This window comes from Pseudodesulfovibrio karagichevae, from assembly GCF_041414475.1.
Lineage (GTDB): Bacteria > Desulfobacterota > Desulfovibrionia > Desulfovibrionales > Desulfovibrionaceae > Pseudodesulfovibrio > Pseudodesulfovibrio karagichevae.
Genome location: NZ_JBGLYH010000023.1, coordinates 23075 through 40689 on the forward strand (window position 1 = coordinate 23075; position 17615 = coordinate 40689).

A 17615-nucleotide genomic window follows, 5' to 3' on the forward strand; every position below is an offset into this window, starting at 1 on the left:
CGGAGTAACCGTAAAGTCAGTGCAAAAAGATGTGTCCAATCAAAAGGATGCACATGGTTGATACCAGTAAAATTTACTGATCAGTAAACAACCGGGTTTATCCCGCAAAATTCCAGGGTGTATTTTCTTCGCAAAACACACCCTGGAGTTTTTTTATGGCGACCGAAGCGGAACTGAAAGCGGAGCTGGCGAAGTACAAGGCGGCGCGGGACGCGATCCTGTCCGGCGGCCAGACGGTCAGCGTCGGCGGCGACCAGTTCACCCGGGCGACCTTCTTCCGGCTCGAGGACAAGATCGTCGAGCTGGAGAACCGCATCGCCTATGTCCGGCGCGGCGGGTTCGCCCGCTCCACGTTTGTGGGGAGGGGGTAGCCGTGGGTGTCGGGCGGTTCCTCTTCGATTCCTGGACCAGCCTCCGCGCCGGGATGATCGCCCTGAACGATCCGCGCGCCGCCGTGGCCTACGTGGCCGACAGGCGGCGGTACCTTTCGTACAAGGCCGCCAGCCGGGACGGGGCGAACCGCGCCTGGCGCGGGGACCGGAAGTCCGGGGACGCCAGCATCCGCAAACAGTGGCGGGACGTGGTGTACCGCGCCCGCGACCTGGCCAAGAACTCGCCTTTCGTGGCCGGGGCCCTTGAGAAGATCTGCGACAATGTCGTCTTCACCGGCATCCGGCCCCAGTTCATCTTGACCCGGAACGGCGAGCCGAACCGGGACCTGGCCCGCGACCTGGAGCGGCTGCACAAGCGGTGGGCCAAAGCCGTGAACGCGGTCGAAAAACAGGAGCTCGGCTTGCGCCACCTGTGGACCGACGGCGAGTACCTGATCCACTTTTTCATCGACACCTCCCTGCTCAAGAAAGGGCTGCCCCCGCTGAACTACGAGCTGCTCGAGGCGGACCACCTGGACGCCACGGTGGACGGGACGTTGAGCAACAGCAACTACGCCAAGCGCGGCATCGAGTACGACGCGAGCGGCAACGTGGTGGCCTACCATCTTTTCCCCGAGCATCCGGGCGATTTCACCTGGATGTCCCTGACCGATTCCCAGCGTGTGGATGCGGCCAGCATCGAACACGTCTTCGCGCGAAAGCGCATCTCCTCCAGCCGGGGCATCTCCTGGATGGCTTCAATCATCATGTGGATGCGCAACTTCGAGGAATACCAGGACTCGGAGCAGGTGGCCATGCGGCTGCTGTCCGCGTTCGGGTTCTTCGTGGAGACACCGTTCCCGGAAGTTGAGAATCCGCTGGGCGGCGCGCCCGTCGATCCATCGTCCGATGAAAAGACGCTCAAGGCCGGGGACTTCATCCAGCCCGGCCAGGTGGCTACGGTGTCACCGGGCTCCAAGGTCACGGCCGCCGGGTTCGACAGGCCCGGCTCCAACTACGAGCCGTGGGTCAAGTCGCAGCTGCGCGGCGGTGGCGTGGGTATGAACGTGAGCTACGAGACCTTCACCGGCGACCTCACCGAGACCACCTATTCAGGTGGTCGCCAGGGCCTCCTTGTGGAACGCCGCTCCTTCCGCCGCCAGCAGGCCATTCTCAACCGCAAGCACAACGACCCCATTGACGAGCGGTTCATCGAGTTCGCCGCCATGACCGGACTCATGAATCTGGCCGGGTACGAGGTCGACATCAAACAGTTGTGCCCGGGCTGGCCCTGGGTAGACCCGCGCAACGACGCCCAGGCCGCCCGCATCGAATATGAGCTGGGCATTACCACCCTGACCAAGATGTGCGCCGACCGCGGCCTGGACTTCGAGGAGATCACCCGGGAACGCCAGGAAGAGCTGGATCTGTTGGCTTCGTCCGGTTTTTCCGGTGATGAGGACGCCTTGAGCAAGGCCAAGGAAATGATTCTCAGCGCGGTGGCCCAGGCGCTGGACGCGCGTGAAGCAAAACAAACCAAGGAGGCGGCCCATGCTGCGTAGCAAGACGGCCAGACTCAAGAGGGCCGCGATGGCGGCCAAGCCCGAGCAGGGCGAGAGCAAACAGGACTTTCTGAAACGGTGCATGGGCGGCGACAAGAACCAGCTGCCCGCCTGCGCCGCCGCCTGGAACAAGGCCACCCTCAGCGCCGTGGCCGACAAGGACAGCGTCACGCTGCTGTCCGAGCCGGGCAGCGTGGAGGCCGGGAACGAGAACGGCGAGTTCGCCATCCTGGCCTACACCGGCAAGGTCATCGACTGGTGGTGGATGGACCCCTTTATCATCGACCTGTCCGGCATGGCCCTGGCCAAGAACAAAGTGCCCTCGCTGCTGGAGCACGTCCGCGAGTGGCGGGTGGGCGGCATCGACAGCGGCGCGGCGTCCGACAGCGGCTTTCTGGTCACCGGCAAATTTCTGTCCAACGACATTGCGCAGGGAGTCCGCCGGGACGCCGCCGACGGCTACCCGTGGCAGGCGTCCATCGGCGTGCAGGCCCTGCGCGTGGAAGTGCTCAAGGAGGGCGAGTCCGCCGAGGTCAACGGCACGACCGTGGACGGCCCCATCGACATCTGGCGCAAGGCGTCGGTCTTCGAGACGAGTTTCTGCTCCTTTGGAGCGGATGATGATACTGCGGCGGTCGCCATGTCGGCTACCGCGATAAACCAACAGGAGGAATCCATGGACAAGCGTTTGAGGATGTTCCTGGAACGTCGCGGTCTGAAACAGGATGCGACCGAACAGGAGGCCCTGGCCTTTCTTGAAAAGCTGGACGTCGAAGACGGCGAGCAGCCCGGAAACGGCCCTGAGAAAGAGGAACTGCGGAAGTCCGAAAAGGCACCCGCCCCGGAAAAGAAAACCGACCCCGCCCCGGTCCCGGCCCCCAAGGCCGAGATGACCGCTGACCAGGCCATCAACCTGACTGCCCTGGGCGGCACCATGGGCCTGGCCCCGGAGGAGATCACCGCCGTGCTCAAGGACCAGACCAGCGAGGAGAAGGCCAAGCTGCGGCTGTACGAGGCCGCTGCCGAAAAGAACCCGGCCTTCGGCGTCGGGCGTCTCCAGTCCGGCGAGGACGAAGCGGACAAGTTCCGCATGGCGGCCACGGACGGCGTGGCCCTGCGCATGGGCCTGAAGGTGGACAAGCCCGCTGCCGGCGCGGACGAGTTCAAGGTGCTGTCGCTCCACGAGCTGGCCAGGATGTGCCTGGACCGTGAGGGCGTGGCTACCAAGACCCTGTCCCGCTACCAGCTGGCCAAGCAGGTTGTGCGCCTGTCCGCCGGCGGCGCGTCCACCAGCGACTTCGCCTCCATTTTCATGGACGCGGCCAACCGCACCTTGCAGCGGGCGTACACCGAAGCCCCCGAGACGTGGCGTCCGCTGGTCAACGTGGTACCCGCGTCCGACTTCAAGACCATCTACGGAATCTCCCTGTCCGAGGCCCCCGATCTGGAATTGATCGGTGAGAACGGCGAGTACAAGACCGGCGAACTCAAGGACAACCAGGAATCCTACCGCGTCGGCAAGTACGGCAAGATCCTGTCCCTGACCCTGGAGATGATTGTCAACGACGACCTGCGCGCCTTCAGCCGCATTCCGCAGCTGCTCGGCGCTGCCGCCAAGCGCAAGGTCGCCGACGTGGTCTACGGGCTGATCACCGGCAACCCGGTCATGAACGACGGCAAGACCGTCTTCCATGCCGCCCACAACAACCTGGCCGGAACCGGTGGCGCCGTCTCGGCCGACACCCTGTCCGCCGCCCGCGCCGCCATGCGCAAGCAGAAGGGGATGAACGGCGCGACCATGGACGTCACGCCCGCCATCCTGCTGCACCCCGTGGCTCTGGAGACCAGCGTCGAGATTCTGCTGCGCTCCACCGCGCTGCCCTCGGCGGAAATGTCCAGCGGCGTGCACAACCCCTGGGCCGGGAAGCTCCAGCCTGTGTCCGATCCGCGCCTGGACGCGGTCAGCGAGGCGGCCTGGTACCTCTTCGGCTCCCCGTCGCAGGTCGACACGGTCGAGCTGGCCTTCCTGGACGGCAACGAACAGCCCTACCTCGAAGAGAACGACGAGTTCGTGCGCGACGCCGTGTCCTACAAGTGCCGCCACATCTTCGGCGGCGGCTGGCAGGATTCCCTGGGCGTCTACAAGAACCCCGGCGAATAGCCCCGAACCGACAACCGCCCCGGCTTAGGGCCGGGGCGAGCACAAGGAGAACACCATGGCTCAGACCCATGTTCAGCCCGGAAAATTCATGACCTACACCAACGGCACCGGCTCCGACATCGTGTCCGGTCAGATGGTGCTGGTCGGCTCGCTCCTGGGCGTCGCCACCGTGGATATCCCGGACGGCGAGACCGGCGAGCTGATGATGAAGGAGATTCACCATCTGCCCAAGGCCACCGGCGCCATCGCCCAGGGCGTGCCGCTCTACTTCGACGCGGACGGCGACCCGGTGGACGGCGTGGCCGGTTCCGGCGCGCTGACCACCACGGCCACGGACAACACCCTGGTGGGCCACTCGTGGGCCGCCGCGGCCAGCGATGACGCCGAAGTCCATATCGATCTGAACGCGTAACTTCCCTACCTCCTCGAAGGGGCGGCCCGGCTTTGCAACCAGGACGGGCCGCCCTGAACAGGGGGCAACCGCAACCAGAGGGACGCCGACACCATGGAACTGACAGGACTCGAAGGCGGATTGCTTGCCTTGAATGCCGCTCTGCTCGTCGGCGCTCTGGTCCCCACCCTGCGCGGCGGGAAGTACATGACCCGAAAGGATTGCGACCGCAGGCACAAGGACTGTGAAAAGGAATGCGACCAGCGGCATGACGGGATCGGCAGGACGCTGTCTAGCGTGGAGCGGAAGGTCAACGCGCTGATTCTTTGGAGCGATAGACCAGGTGAAGACAAGGAGAAAGTTCTGAACGACAGGGGGATTGATCATGATTGAGATCAGACTGCAACGCGATGTTCGCGACGACCGGGTGACCATGGGGCGGCTGTACCTGATCGACGGTGATGTCGAGCAGGCGTGGCTCTACACCCTCGAAAATCCGTGGCTGGACAACAAGCCTAACATTTCGTGCATCCCGGCCGGGCGGTACATCTGCCGCCGCACCGTCTCGCCCACCTACGGCGAGACATTCGAGGTGACCGACGTCCAAGGCCGGACTCACATCCTGTTCCACTGGGGCAACTACGTGGGCAACACCATGGGTTGCATCCTGCTCGGCACCACGCGCGACCCTGCCGTTCCCGCCGTGTGGAACAGCCGGACCGCACACACCGAGTTCATGGACGAGCTGTACGGCGTGGAGCAGTTCACGCTCGAGATTGTCGACGATGACTACCAGGAGGCCGCGTAATGCTTGCCGCACTGCTCCCGCTGATTACCGCCGTTCCGTCCATCATCAGGTGTTTCACCGGTGATGACGCCAAGGACAAGGGCCTTGGCGAGAAGATGCTGGACGCTGTCGAGACCGTGACCGGGACCCGTGACGCGAGTTCCGCCGCTTCGATTCTGGCACAGAATCCCGAGCTGGTCATGCAGCTCGAGGCCAAGGTCGAGGAGGTCAACCTGGCCTACGCCAAGGAACTGACCAAACGGCACGAGGCCGACATGGCGTCGGATTCGTGGATGTCCAAGAACGTCCGCCCCCTGTGCCTGATGGGGCTGACCATCGCCATCATGGTCGGGGTGTGGCTGCCGGACCAGTACGTCAGCGCAGACCGGTTCACGGCCCTGACCGACATGAGCCAGTGGGTCTACGGTTACTATTTCGTGGGCCGTTCCAGCGAGAAAACGGGCGGACTGAGCGGGCTGACCGGCCTGTTCAGCCGCAAGAAATAACCAAGGAGAGACCATGCACCTCGACAAGATCAAGCAGCAGGCCGCCGATGCGGCCGAGCATACCGTGAACGAGTTCAAGGAAGAGACGGCCAAGGCCTACAAGGAGGCCGAGGACGCCGCCGAAGGGCTGTGGGCCACGCACAAGGTGACCATCATCGCGTGCGCTGTGGCCGTGGTCTGCATCATCGTGGCCGTTGCGGCCATGGCGGAGTAGGGGGCCGGAGTGTTTGCCGAAGCCGCCCAGGTCTTTCTCGACGCGTTCGGGGAGCCGGTCGTGTTCTACCCGCACGACGAGATGTCCAAGCCGATGACCGCCATGGTGGAGGACTTCGGCATGAGCGACATCCCGGCCGGGTGGCCCGGCCCGCCCGTGTTCGAGGGCACCGGGCGCTACGCCGTGATCCGGGTGCGGCCCGTGGACGTGGGGCGCGAGCCGACCAAGGCGGACGCCTTCCGCTGCGGCGAACTCGAGTACGAGATCCGGGCCGTGAGCCCGCTCCCCCGTCGGGGGTCCGACCAGGCCTGGTGGTCGTGCCTGTGTGTCGCGCAGCAGGGTGGGGTGTACCGATGAGCAGAGAGTCCTACGGATTCGACGGTTACGTCACTCTTCCCACGCAGTGGGTGAACAAGGACGGGGAAACCAAGATCCGCATGCGGAACTATGAGTTCTTCACGAAGAACGGCTCCATGGTCACCGTCAAGGACGGGGTCACTCCGTTCATGGCCTACCTGGCCAAGACGTTTCCCAAGGAGTTCACCAAGGCGCTGGGGTCGGTGGGCTGGTGGCTGCGCAAGCGCATCCAGGAGGCGGCCTATTCCGAGAATCCGCCGCACGCCCATTGGCCCGCGTTGTCCGACATCCAGCGGCTGCGCACCCTGGACGACCTCAAGCGCGAGCGGCTGGGCAAGAAACTGCGCGACCCGGCCACGCACGCCTTCGGCGCCCTGGTCAAGGCGGTCGGCTACAAGCGCGACAAGGCCCTGATGCGGGTGCGCGTAGGCTTTCTCTCTCAGGACGCGGCGGCCAAGGCGGCCCGGCTCCAGGCCGGGTTCTCCACCAAGGTCACGGACAAGACGCGCCGGTTCTTCGCCGCGGCCGGGCTGGGCATCCCCAAGGGCGAGACCATCGAGACCGAAGGGCGCGCCTTGATCCAGCCGGTGTTCGAGGCGTCCAAAAAGGAGATCGGCGTGCGCATCGAGACCAAGATCAGCGAGTACCTGGGCCGGTCCGAGCGCCGGTACAGCCGGGCGGCATAGGGAGACGACATGGACGCCATCGACAGCCAGACCATTGCGACCGCCTGGTACGAAGCCCTGCTCTCGGCCGTGCCGGTCAACGATTTTTGCGAGGCGGCGTTCGACCGCAAGCCGAACCTCTTCCTGGACTTCGACCCGCGCGACATGGAGGGCAGCCAGGACACGCCGTTCATCGGGTTCATCCCCATCTCGGACCGGGACGGCCAGGAGATCGAGGTGGGCGCGCACGTGGTCATGGTGGTGCTCGGCATCCAGGATGCCGCCAAGGAGCGTGACGAGGGCGGGCGCGGGGTCCGGTACCGGGGCGGCCAGACGCTCAAGGAGTTCGAGGTCGAGGTGCGCGGGTACCTGGAAGGCCTGGAATATCCCCTGTCCGACTGGCAGGCGGAGAAGTCCAACCCCGGCAAGGGATATTTCGAGAGACACATTTTCATCACCGTCAACATACCCAACACCCTGGGTTAGTAGGAGGACACCATGACACAGGCTAAAGGCTTCAAGGGCAAGGCCCTGATCGGCTTCGAGACCGCCTTCGGCGTGATCAACGCGGCCGGGTCCAGAAAACCCTACCTGGTCCCGTTCAACAACTTCGAGCCGAGCGCCAGCCAGGCCCTGGAGGATGATCCGTTGATTCGCGGCACCCGCAACCCCACGGCCCCGGTGCGCGGCAACATCGACGAATCCGGCTCGGCCACCGTTCCGGTGGACGCCCACGCCATCGGCCTGTGGCTCAAGGCGCTGTTCGGCGCGCCGACCACCACGGCGGTGGGGGCGGTGAACCTGGACGATGACAACGCCGTCGACCTCGGCAGCGGCAAGGTGGGGCTGCCCGCCACCGCGCACGGCCTGGAGCCGTCCGCTCCGGTGGTCATCTCCGGCACCACCAACTACGACGGGTACCACGTCCTGGCCCCGGAGACCTCGGCCAATCAGCTGGTCATCAGCGCCACCTACGTGAGCGAGCTGCTGGCCAGCTCGAACACGGCGACTCCGACGCGGCGCGCTACCCTCGACGCGGCACCGGTCACCGACCTGGGCGGCGGGCTGGTGGGGCTGCCCTGCGCGGGCCACGGCCTGCCCGTGGGCGCGGAGATCACCGTGGCCGGCACCGCGAACTACAACGCGACCTACACGGTCAAGCGGGGCTCCACGGCGAGCGTGATCGCGGTCACCGCCGCCTACGCGGCCGAGACCCTGAACGGGGACGAGACCGCCGACTGCCTGTTTTACCGGCACGTCTACGGCATCGACGATTCCCTGGACTTCGAGATGCCGTCCGTGACCGCCGAGAAGCGGTTCCCGGACCTGCCGCTGTACCTGCACGCCTACGGCCTCAAGGTGGGGTCCGCCGAGCTGTCCGCGGGCGGCTCCGGCGTGGTGGGCGTGAACCTGTCCCTGACCGGAGTGGACGAGGAGAAAAGCTCCACCGCGTTTGACGCGCACGACAACGACATTCCCGTGCAGTTCCCGCTGGTGCGTTTCAGCCAGGGGGACGCGCGGGTGGTGGATGACGGCGAGATCATCACCAACCGGTTCTCCTCCGTGACCCTGAGCATCAACGCCGACCTGGACACGGGCGACGACCAGTACACCATCGGCTCCGGCGGCCGCCGCGTGGCCCTGCCCGAGGGCATCATGCAGCTGTCCGGCAACATCTCCGGCCTGTTCACCTCCACCCGGTTCCTGGACCGGGCCGAGTCCCAGGCCCGCACCCCCCTGGCGTTCGGCTGGTACAAGGGCGGCTACGGCCTGACCGTGTCCATGGAAGAGACCGAAATCGAGCGCAAGACGCCCGGCATCTCCGGCCCCAAGGGCATCAAGGAGGAGTTCGGCTACCGCGCGTTCTACGACACCGGCGCGGCCGGATCGGCCATCGTGGTCACCCTGCAGAACGAGATCAAGACCTGGGAGGAGTAGAGCATGGCCAAGATCAAATTTGAAATGCCCAAGACCCCGGATGACTGCCGGACTCTCGGCGTGGACGATGCCAAGGAATATCTGCGGCGCGAGGCCGAGACCGAGGGCAACCCGGAAAAGGGGATGGAGCTGGCGCAGTGGGTCATCGAGACGGCCTACGGCCCGGATGTCTACGACCAGCTCAAGGTGTGCAACCGCAAGGTGAACACCTTGTACTCGATGATCACCACCTCCACCTTCTCGTTGGGGAGCGAAATAAAAAACTTCATGAGGTCTGGGGATGGCGAACCGACCCGGACCGAATAGATTACTGCCGGGCGTGCGGCGGATCGGGCTCGGAGTGCGAGGGGTGCGAGAACTCGCATGGCCCGGAGTTGTGGCCCGAGAACGCCGGGGCCTGGCGGCTGTGGCGTGGGATGTCCACGCAGTGGCGGTCGTCGGGCTTCGGGGTCATCGGCCTGGACTATTCGGTGATCCGCGAAACGGCGGCCATGCTGCTGCCCCCGGTGGACTACACCCCGCGCACGTTCGCCAAGCTGCGGGCCCTGGAGCAGGCCGAGCTGGAACGACAGCGGGAGCGGATGGAAGAGGCGCGGCGGTCTACAAAGCCGGGAGCAGGAACTTGAGAGCGGCCAGGAAGATGACGGCCCAGAAGATGAACTTGATAATCTGCTCGATTGCGCCGACCCCGGCCTTGGCACCCTTCCCGGCAGCATCAAGGGACGCGTCGAGAAAGTCCTTGGCTGTTGGAGGTTCGTACAGCCTCGGATCGCGCATCTGCTGGAGTCGGTAGTCATCATCAGGTCGTACGGGCTTCATAGTTTTTAAATAGGTCAAGGAATATCAAAAGTCAATAAGCGAGCTGATCGTGAGCGTGAACACCCAGATCATCGTATCCGCCAAGGATATGGCCACCGGCACCATGCGCCGGATTGGTTTGGTCAGCCGCAACCTGACCAACGAGCTTTTCAGCATGCGCAACGCCCTGATGGGCGGGGCGGTGGCCGGGATGGCTGCCTTGGTCCGGCAGTCCATCGAGGCCACGGACCAGATCGGCAAGGTGGCGGACAAGGTCGGCCTGACCACGGACCAGCTTCAGGAGCTGCGCTACTCGGCCAATCTGGCCGGTGTGGCCCAGGCTCAGCTGGACATGGGCATGCAACGGTTCTCCCGGCGGCTGGGCGAGGTGTCCCAGGGCCAGGGCGAACTGCTCAAGACGTCCAAGCAGTATGGCGTGGAGCTGCGCAACGCGGACGGGTCCATGCGCTCCAACATCGACCTGCTGGGCGACTGGTCCGAGGTGATCAAGAACGCCGAGTCCGACCAGGAGGCGCTGCGCATCGCCTTCAAGCTCTTCGACTCCGAGGGAGCCGCCCTGGTCAACATGCTGCGCGGCGGGTCCGAGGGGTTGAAGGGCATGCGACGCGAGGCCCGCGAGCTGGGCCTGGTCATCGACGAGAGCCTGGTTCGCAGTTCGGAGAAGGCGAACGATCAGCTCACCAAGATGGAGATGCTGCTCCAGGCCCGCCTTCGCTCCACCCTGGCCGAGCTGTCGCCCGACATCATCGAACTGGCCAACAGCACCTTCGAGTGGGTGCGGGCAAACCGGGAGCTGCTCACCCAGGACGTGCCCGGATATGTCCGGAAGATCATAGAAAACGTAAAGAGTTTCAACGGGATTGTGGCGGGTTCCGCAGAGGGCGGTCTTCTTCAGACCGCGGGGCTCGGCTACATCGGCTACCGGCTGTTCGGCGCAGGACCGGGGAAGATCATCGCGGCCCTGTACGTCATCAAGCGCGGCACGGACGAGCTGGAGAAGGGCATGGAGGCGGCGGCCAAGAGGATGGGGCTGCTGTTGCCCGATCCCAAGGGATACAAGAAATCGTCGTTCAGCGATTTGCTCCCCGGCGGAAGCGCCGACAAGGCCTATCGCGAATTCATGTGGGGGACTGTGCCGGACGTCCTGTCCGGAAAGCGGAATTTCTCCGGCGAGCTCACCGAGGACTACAAGGCGGTGCTCGAGGCGGCCAGGCAAGGGAGTGTCCCGAAGTCGTTGCTCATGGCGAGACCGCCCGAGGCGTCCATCGATCCCAGGGACAGGGATTACTCCGCCGTGCAGCCGCAGCCGTGGTACGAGCCGTCCGCCCCGGCCACGCCCATGACCGACCAGCAGCTCAAGCTGCAGGAGAGCCTCAACCGCGAGATCAAGCGGTTGACCATGGACCAGTTCGCCTTTGCCCGGGCCGAGGCCGAGCGGACCTACCAGAAGGATCTGGAGATCGCGGGCAAGAGCGAGGAGCTGGTCGCCCAGGCCGGGGAACGGCGGCGGTTGTCCCTGGCCTCCATCGCCGAAGAGGAGACCAAGCAGAACCGGCAGCAGGCCGAGCAGGCGGCCCAGGCCCAGCGGGACCTGACCGCCGAGATCGAGCGGGCCACGCTGGGGCGGTACGAGGCCCAGCGGCGCGAAACGAAACGATATTACGACGACCTGGTCAAGCGCGCCGAAGCGGCCGGGCTGGAGACCGTCAGCATCGAGCAGGGCCGGGCCGACCGCATCGCGGAGATCAACGAAGCCCAGCGCGAGGACGCCCGCCGCACCGCCGAGGAGATGAGCCGGGGCATCAAGGAGGCGCACATAAGGATGCTCGAGTCCTCCGATTCCATGGCCGACGGCTTCGAGCTGGCCATGGAGCGGATGGGCGAGACCTCGCAGTCCGTGGCCGAGAAAACGGCGGACGTCTGGCAGTCCTCCACCCGACAGGCGGCGAACGTCATCACCGACGCCCTGATGATGCAGGAGGTCAACTTCGGCAACTTCCTGGTCAGCCTTCAGCGCAAGGCCATGAACACCTGGATTTCCGAGCCGCTGGTCAACGGTTTGATGGACTTCGGCGGGTCGCTTTTCAAGAAGATCGGTGGATTCGCCTCCGGCGGCATCTCCTACGGCCCGCAGCTGACCATGGTCTCCGAAGGGTCCATCCCGGTGGAGGCGCACGTGCCCCTGCCCGACGGGCGCACGATCCCGGTCACCGTGTCCGGCCTGGGCGGCGGGCAGGGCGGCATCCGCGACGTGAAGATCAACATCTACAACCAGGGCGGCCAGCCCATGGACATGGGCAGCTACTCGGCGCGGTTCGATGAGACCGACCTGGTCATCGACTGCTTCCTGGAAGGGCTGGAGGAGAACCGCCGGGGCGTGGCGACCCTGCTGCAGGGAGGGCAGTTCTGATGGCGTTCGTCTTTCCGACCATCAAGGCCCCGTCCTCCATCGACTACGGCGGCCCCTATGATCCCTTCCTCGAGGACGAGTTCGAGTCCGGCGACGGCGGCGGCCGCCCGGAGTTCACCGCGCCCCGCGAGAATCCCGAGGTCTGGAGCTGGGGCAAGCTGCCCCGGGCAGACCTGAACGCGCTGCTCGACTTCCGCAAGACGGTGCGCGCCGCAAAATTCACCCTGACCCATCCGTCCTGGAACGAGGCGCGCGAGTACCGCTTCATCGGCAAGGGCATCCCCTACAAGGAGAGCGGGAAGTATCCCCACATGTTCAGCGTGACCATGACCATCAGGAGGGCGGACGTCTGATGCCGAGCCTTGCATCCATCCAGGAACGCAACGTCCAGTATTCGACCAGCTCGTACATCTGGCTGCTGGAGGTCCTGCTGCCAAGCGGCGAGGATATCCGTATCGCCCGCAACACCGAGGATATCGAGTGGCCCACCGGGTCCGGCGTGTGGTGGCAGGGGCTGGAGTTCGAGTTCGACGACATCGAGGAGACGAACAAGCACGAGAACCGCAAGTTCACCTTCCGGCTGTCCAACTCCAACGCCACCGGCGCGCTGGTCAGCCACGTGGAGGAGCTGGACGCCTGGCGCAAGGAGCACGGGCACGAGCCCTGCGACGCGCGCCTGATCGGCGTCAACTCCAACCTGCTGCACCAGACCGAGCCGGAGGTGGAGTACTGGTTCGAGGACGCGGGCATCTCCATCCCGCCGCCCATGCGTTGGGTCCTGTTCAAGGCCGGGGCCCAGGACATCTTCAAGGCGACGTTCCCGCGCCGCAAGATCTACCGCGATTTCTGCACCTGGATTCCCTACCGCGACGAGAACGGCCTGGGCGACTACTACGAGTGCCCCTACGTGAGCCAGTGCAACCACACCCTGACCGCCTGCCGGGAGACCTGGGGCAACACCATCAACTTCGGCGGCTACGCCATGGTGGAGAGGGGGGCGACCCTTGTTGCCTGATCTGCTCGACCTGCAGGCGGCGCAGTTCCGCAACGGCGGCCGGGGCCAGGTGGTCGGCGGCTACCACCAGTTCGATTGCTGGGGGCTGGTCATGGCCGTGTTCGACCGGTTCGGCGTGGCCGTGCCCGACTTCGCCCGGAGCTGTTGGGATGCCGAGGGCAACCACGCGGTCTACCGGGACGAAGCGGAGAGCGGCCGCTGGCTCAAGCTGGCCGCGCCCGAGGCTCCTTGTCTTGTGGTCATGCGCACGCATCCCCTCGCGCCCGAGGCCTGCAACCATTTCGGTGTGTACATCGGCGGCGGCAAGATGCTGCACATGCGCGACGAGGTCGGGGTCAAGCTCGACGCGGTCAACGAGCGCCCCTGGAAACGGTTTATCCTGGAGTATCGACGGTGGAACGGCAATACGTCTCGGTAAAGACCATCCTCAACATCGTCGACCCGCACGGCGAACCGACTTGCCGCGAGTGGTGGCACGCGGGCCGGAAGGTGCGCGACTACCTGCCGCACACCGTGGAGCTGATGCGGGAGACCGAGCTGGCCGTGTCGGTCAACGGCAACCTCCTGACCCCCTTCGAGCAGCTGGCCTACGTGGTCCAGCCGAACGACTTTATCCTGTTCAAGGTCATCCCCCTGGGCGGCGGGGGCGGGGGCAAGAACCCGCTGGCCGCCATCGCAGCGCTGGGCTTCATGATGATCGGGCAGTACTATGCTCCGTATATCACCGCCGGGCTGTTTACCACCAACACCACGGCATTGGGCGCGACGATAGCCGGCATAACGTACCCGACCACGACCGCCATCATCGCCGGCGGCATTACCATGGTCGGCGGCTACGCGGTCAACGCCGTGCTGGGCGGGGGCCGCCCGGATATGCCGTCCATCGGCGTGGGCAAGACCGGGTGGGAAGAGTCCCCGACCTACGGGTGGAACGCGGAGACCAATCCGACGCAAAACGGCCGGGTCCTGCCCGTGGTCTACGGCGAGCCCAAGAACATCAAGCCGTTCCTGGCCAGCCGGTACATCCGCACCGACGGGGACAAGCAGTACCTGAACCTGCTGTACCTGCTGGGCGAGGGCGAGCAGCTGGAACCGCAGGACCTCAAGATCAACGACCAGCCGCTGTCCAACTTCTCGGAGGTGACCTGGGATTGGCGGCCCGGGACCGTGGACCAGGCGCCCATCCCGGCCTTCAACGATTCCATTTTCGAGACCGCAGTGGGGTCCAAGATCAGCTTCGACTCGCCCATCGTCATCACCTGCGAGGGCGGCAACCTCGACGCCCTGGGCGTGGGGCTGTGCGCCCGGTCGGGCATGGCCAAGTTCACCACCGAGCTGACCACCACGTCGGTGACCGTGCGCCTGGAGTACCGCCTGGTGGGCGAGACCGAGTGGACGCTGTGGGGCGACGAGGTGATTTCCGGGGCGCAGCGCTCCCAGCTCAACCGTTATTTCCGCAAGTCCGGGCTGCCGTCCGGGCAGTACGAGATCCAGGTCTCCTTTGCCGAGGAGCCGGAGTCCAGCGACACCATCAACAACGAGATGTACCTGGAGTATTACCACGAGATCGTGAGCGACGACTTCCGTTTGCCGTTCACGGCCCAGCTGTCCATCGAGGCCATGGCCACGGACCAGCTGTCCGGCAACCGGTTCGTGGTCAGCTGCACCCCGCGCCGGTTGGAGCTGGATGTCTACGACGAGGACCTGGCGGCCTGGACCAAGACGTCGGCCAAGAACGCCGGTTGGATCGTGTACGACCAGATTCGCCACCCGCGCTACGGGGTGGGCTGGCCGCACACCCGCATCCGCTACCAGGATTTCAAGCGGGCCGCCGACTGGAACGACACCCTCGGGCAGGAGTGCAACATCTACTTCGACTCCGAGATGGCCTCGGGCAACGCGTTCGAGGAGATCGGCCTGTTCGGGCGGTTCACCGTGGTGCAGTACGGCACGCAGGTGGGGTGCAACGTGGACATGCCTGTGGAGCTGCCGGAGCAGAGCCTGGTGTCCACGGTGTCGAACATCGTCCGGGGGTCCTTCGGCATCGAGTACCTGCCGGTGCAGGACAAGGCGGACGCCATCGAGATCACCTACTTTCCGGACGGGGTGCGCAAGGTGGCCATGTTCCTGGGCCCGCACTACGGCCAGATCACCGGGCGGGTGCCCAACGTCAAGAAGTACACCCTGCGGGCCTGCGGGACCTACGAGGCGGCCGAGTCCTTCGCCCGGCTGATGCTCAACTGCAACCGCTGGCTGACCCGCACCCTGACCAAGAAGATGCGCGTGGAGGCCATCGGCTGCAAGGTGGGCGACGTGATTCAGTCCTTCCACGACAAGATGAAGTGGGGACAGGGCGGGCGCATCGCCTCGGCCACCCTGTCGGGCGCGCTGATCAACCGGGACATCACCTTCGAGCCAGGGCGCAGCTACAAGATCATCGTCAAGCACACGCACATCATGAACATCGAGACGCGGTCGGAGCAGATCGACGAGGGGGTCATCGTGAACCCCGCCGCCGAGGAGGCCGTGACCACGCGCGAGATCAGCCTGGTCGACCCCTGGGACCACCAGCCCATGCCCTCGGCCGTGTGCGACGTGTACGACGTGGAGCAGGGCAAGATGCTGGCCCGGGTGTTCAGCATCACCCGCGACACCAAGTGGACGCGGACCATCCGCGCCCTGGAATACAACGCGGTGGTTTGGGCCGGGGGCACACCCACGACCATCCCGGCCGCGCCGGTGGACCTGGACCCGGTCCGGGGGCTGCGGGCCAGGGTGCACCCGGCCCACGAGGACGGGTTGTACAAGACCCGCGTCACCCTGTCGTGGCGCGGCCATGCCACCCAGTGGCAGGTCTTTCAGCGGCGCGTGGGCGTCACCGCCTGGACCAGGATCGGCACGACCCACGATCCGTCTTTCCCGGTCTCCAACCTGGAGGTCGGGTTCATCTACGATTTCGCCGTGTCCGCGGACTACACCCCGGGCGGCGGCCAGGCCATCCAGGTGGACTACACCCTGGGCGACATCAGCGGCGTGTACGAGATGGTCACCGAGATCATCGACGGCGTGGAACAGCCGGCCACGGAATACATCGGCGAAACCGAAAGCAATTTCTACGAGGTGACCTAATGAGTGAATCGACCCTCCACCGCAGTTTCAAAGGCAGGCAAATCCATGTGCCGCATTCGTTTGAGTTCGCGAATGCGGCACAGCGAGAGGCCTCCGGCGACTATGTTTCCACGGACCTGTACAAGCTCGCCCTGCAGCTCGACGACAAGTCCCTGTGGCAGCTCACGGCCGTGACGCCGACGTGGAAGGAGGTCGGCGTCCAGCTGCCGTTCGAGGCCACCGGAGACCTGCTTTTCCGTGGTGAGAACGGCGTGCTCGTCAGGCTGCCCATCGGAGCCGATGGCAAAATCCTCGGAGCGGTGTCGGGCCTTCCTGGCTGGGTTGACGGTGGAGCTGGGGTTATCGGCGTCACCGAATTAACAGCCAGCCAGACCGTGACGGTTCCCGCCGGAGCTAAGGCCGCGCTGGTGGATTTGGTTGGAGGTGGTGCGGGCGGTGCTAATGCATACATCAGCTACACTTATTGGAGTTCTGGTGGTGGGGGTGGATGTGGAGAGCACCTGCTCGGCCTGGCTGTCAATTTAACTCCAGGTGACGAACTCACCTGTACCATCGGTGTAGGCGGGGCGGCCAACAATAATGGGGGGGCCACTTCCTTTGGATCGTATCTCACCGCCGAAGGCGGGACATGTACCCCCGGCTCCCCCGCAGGAGTGAACGGCGATCCTGTGATCGGAACAGATGGATATAAGTTAAGCTCCGGCTTTCAAAGCGTCCCTGGGGCTGGAGTGACGATTGAAGGCTCGGGCAACTATAAAGGCGGCGATGGGGCTGCCCCGTGGAAAGAAGGGACTGTCGCGAAAGGGACTGAATATACGGGAGCGGCAGCCAACGGTCATGGGTGTGGGGGAGCTGGAGGCGGTACCCATATACCCAATGTGTACAACGGCGGCCCCGGGAGTGACGGCCGCATGACCATAATCTGGCTCGGATAGGGGGGAGTATGTTTGCCTACATAAAAAATGGCGTAGTCGCTCAAATCATCGATGCTGAGGACCTGACCGGGCTGTACGCCGATGGGTTCGTCGCTGCCTGTGTGCCGTGCGATGGGACGGTGACAACGGGCATGGCCTGGGACGGCGAATCGTTCGGCCCGGCACCCATCCCGGCGCGGACGGCTGATGACGTCAAGGCGGAATTGGCCGCGCTGGACATGGCCGCTGTGCGGCCGTTGCGGGCCGTGGCCGCCGGGACGGCCACCACGGACGACACCGACAAGCTGGCCGCGCTGGAATCCCAGGCCGCCACGCTGCGGGCCGAGCTGGCCGCGCTGGAGAGCCAGGAGTAGTG

The 17615-nt window shown here is 65.1% G+C and carries 22 protein-coding genes; 21 read left to right on the forward strand and 1 reads right to left on the reverse strand.

From position 1 onward, the window contains the following. Nucleotides 1-155 precede the first annotated feature (155 nt). The 14 genes from AB6M95_RS09675 (at nt 156) to AB6M95_RS09740 (ending at nt 9578) form a co-directional block, all read left to right on the forward strand. Nucleotides 156-371: a hypothetical protein gene (locus tag AB6M95_RS09675; RefSeq protein WP_371386534.1), complete on the forward strand. Its 216-nt coding sequence runs from the start codon at nt 156-158 to the stop codon at nt 369-371. 2 nt (nt 372-373) lie between these two features. After that, on the forward strand, nt 374-1933 hold the full coding sequence (locus tag AB6M95_RS09680; RefSeq protein ID WP_371386535.1) for a phage portal protein: 1560 nt from the start codon (nt 374-376) through the stop codon (nt 1931-1933). Then, complete coding sequence (locus tag AB6M95_RS09685; protein ID WP_371386536.1) at nt 1923-4094, forward strand: phage major capsid protein; 2172 nt, start codon at nt 1923-1925, stop codon at nt 4092-4094. Before AB6M95_RS09680 ends, AB6M95_RS09685 begins: the two co-directional genes overlap by 11 nt. A gap of 55 nt (nt 4095-4149) precedes the next feature. Next, nucleotides 4150-4506 (forward strand): DUF2190 family protein, encoded by a 357-nt coding sequence (locus AB6M95_RS09690; RefSeq protein WP_371386537.1) that lies wholly within the window; start codon nt 4150-4152, stop codon nt 4504-4506. A 93-nt stretch (nt 4507-4599) separates the two neighbouring features. Further along, complete coding sequence (locus tag AB6M95_RS09695) at nt 4600-4878, forward strand: hypothetical protein (RefSeq protein ID WP_371386538.1); 279 nt, start codon at nt 4600-4602, stop codon at nt 4876-4878. Continuing rightward, a complete protein-coding gene (locus AB6M95_RS09700; protein WP_371386539.1) occupies nt 4871-5293 on the forward strand; it encodes a DUF5675 family protein in 423 nt (140 codons plus the stop codon). Before AB6M95_RS09695 ends, AB6M95_RS09700 begins: the two co-directional genes overlap by 8 nt. Beyond that, a complete protein-coding gene (locus AB6M95_RS09705; RefSeq protein WP_371386540.1) occupies nt 5293-5778 on the forward strand; it encodes a hypothetical protein in 486 nt (161 codons plus the stop codon). Before AB6M95_RS09700 ends, AB6M95_RS09705 begins: the two co-directional genes overlap by 1 nt. 13 nt (nt 5779-5791) lie before the next feature. Next, complete coding sequence (locus AB6M95_RS09710; RefSeq protein WP_371386541.1) at nt 5792-5992, forward strand: hypothetical protein; 201 nt, start codon at nt 5792-5794, stop codon at nt 5990-5992. A 9-nt stretch (nt 5993-6001) separates the two neighbouring features. Continuing rightward, nucleotides 6002-6349, forward strand: coding sequence for a hypothetical protein (locus AB6M95_RS09715; RefSeq protein WP_371386542.1), 348 nt, complete (start codon nt 6002-6004; stop codon nt 6347-6349). Next, nucleotides 6346-7035, forward strand: coding sequence for a hypothetical protein (locus AB6M95_RS09720; RefSeq protein ID WP_371386543.1), 690 nt, complete (start codon nt 6346-6348; stop codon nt 7033-7035). The genes AB6M95_RS09715 and AB6M95_RS09720 overlap by 4 nt, the downstream gene beginning before the upstream one ends. A 9-nt stretch (nt 7036-7044) precedes the next feature. Beyond that, nucleotides 7045-7500, forward strand: coding sequence for a hypothetical protein (locus tag AB6M95_RS09725; RefSeq protein WP_371386544.1), 456 nt, complete (start codon nt 7045-7047; stop codon nt 7498-7500). A gap of 12 nt (nt 7501-7512) precedes the next feature. Continuing rightward, nucleotides 7513-8952: a phage tail tube protein gene (locus AB6M95_RS09730; protein WP_371386545.1), complete on the forward strand. Its 1440-nt coding sequence runs from the start codon at nt 7513-7515 to the stop codon at nt 8950-8952. Between the two features lie 3 nt (nt 8953-8955). Then, nucleotides 8956-9258, forward strand: a complete 303-nt coding sequence (locus AB6M95_RS09735; protein ID WP_371386546.1) for a hypothetical protein — start codon at nt 8956-8958, stop codon at nt 9256-9258. After that, nucleotides 9141-9578, forward strand: a complete 438-nt coding sequence (locus AB6M95_RS09740; RefSeq protein ID WP_371386547.1) for a DUF1799 domain-containing protein — start codon at nt 9141-9143, stop codon at nt 9576-9578. The genes AB6M95_RS09735 and AB6M95_RS09740 overlap by 118 nt, the downstream gene beginning before the upstream one ends. Here AB6M95_RS09740 and AB6M95_RS09745 read toward each other — a convergent pair. Continuing rightward, nucleotides 9553-9771 carry a hypothetical protein gene (locus tag AB6M95_RS09745; RefSeq protein ID WP_371386548.1) on the reverse strand — a complete coding sequence of 73 codons (219 nt, stop codon included), beginning with the start codon at nt 9769-9771 and terminating at the stop codon, nt 9553-9555. The genes AB6M95_RS09740 and AB6M95_RS09745 overlap by 26 nt on opposite strands. 49 nt (nt 9772-9820) lie before the next feature. Between AB6M95_RS09745 and AB6M95_RS09750 the strand changes: the two genes are divergently transcribed. From AB6M95_RS09750 to AB6M95_RS09780, 7 genes are all read left to right on the forward strand, one after another. Continuing rightward, the gene (locus AB6M95_RS09750) at nt 9821-12181 is read left to right on the forward strand and encodes a phage tail tape measure family protein (protein ID WP_371386549.1); all 2361 of its coding nucleotides are present in this window, start codon (nt 9821-9823) and stop codon (nt 12179-12181) included. Further along, nucleotides 12181-12534 (forward strand): hypothetical protein, encoded by a 354-nt coding sequence (locus AB6M95_RS09755; protein WP_371386550.1) that lies wholly within the window; start codon nt 12181-12183, stop codon nt 12532-12534. Before AB6M95_RS09750 ends, AB6M95_RS09755 begins: the two co-directional genes overlap by 1 nt. After that, nucleotides 12534-13196: a phage minor tail protein L gene (locus AB6M95_RS09760; RefSeq protein ID WP_371386551.1), complete on the forward strand. Its 663-nt coding sequence runs from the start codon at nt 12534-12536 to the stop codon at nt 13194-13196. Before AB6M95_RS09755 ends, AB6M95_RS09760 begins: the two co-directional genes overlap by 1 nt. After that, the gene (locus AB6M95_RS09765) at nt 13186-13614 is read left to right on the forward strand and encodes an NlpC/P60 family protein (protein ID WP_371386552.1); all 429 of its coding nucleotides are present in this window, start codon (nt 13186-13188) and stop codon (nt 13612-13614) included. The genes AB6M95_RS09760 and AB6M95_RS09765 overlap by 11 nt, the downstream gene beginning before the upstream one ends. Continuing rightward, nucleotides 13590-16325: a TipJ family phage tail tip protein gene (gpJ, locus tag AB6M95_RS09770; protein WP_371386553.1), complete on the forward strand. Its 2736-nt coding sequence runs from the start codon at nt 13590-13592 to the stop codon at nt 16323-16325. The genes AB6M95_RS09765 and gpJ overlap by 25 nt, the downstream gene beginning before the upstream one ends. Then, the gene (locus tag AB6M95_RS09775) at nt 16325-17260 is read left to right on the forward strand and encodes a glycine-rich domain-containing protein (RefSeq protein WP_371386554.1); all 936 of its coding nucleotides are present in this window, start codon (nt 16325-16327) and stop codon (nt 17258-17260) included. Before gpJ ends, AB6M95_RS09775 begins: the two co-directional genes overlap by 1 nt. A gap of 119 nt (nt 17261-17379) precedes the next feature. After that, nucleotides 17380-17613 carry a hypothetical protein gene (locus AB6M95_RS09780; protein WP_371386555.1) on the forward strand — a complete coding sequence of 78 codons (234 nt, stop codon included), beginning with the start codon at nt 17380-17382 and terminating at the stop codon, nt 17611-17613. The last annotated feature ends 2 nt before the right edge of the window (nt 17614-17615 follow it).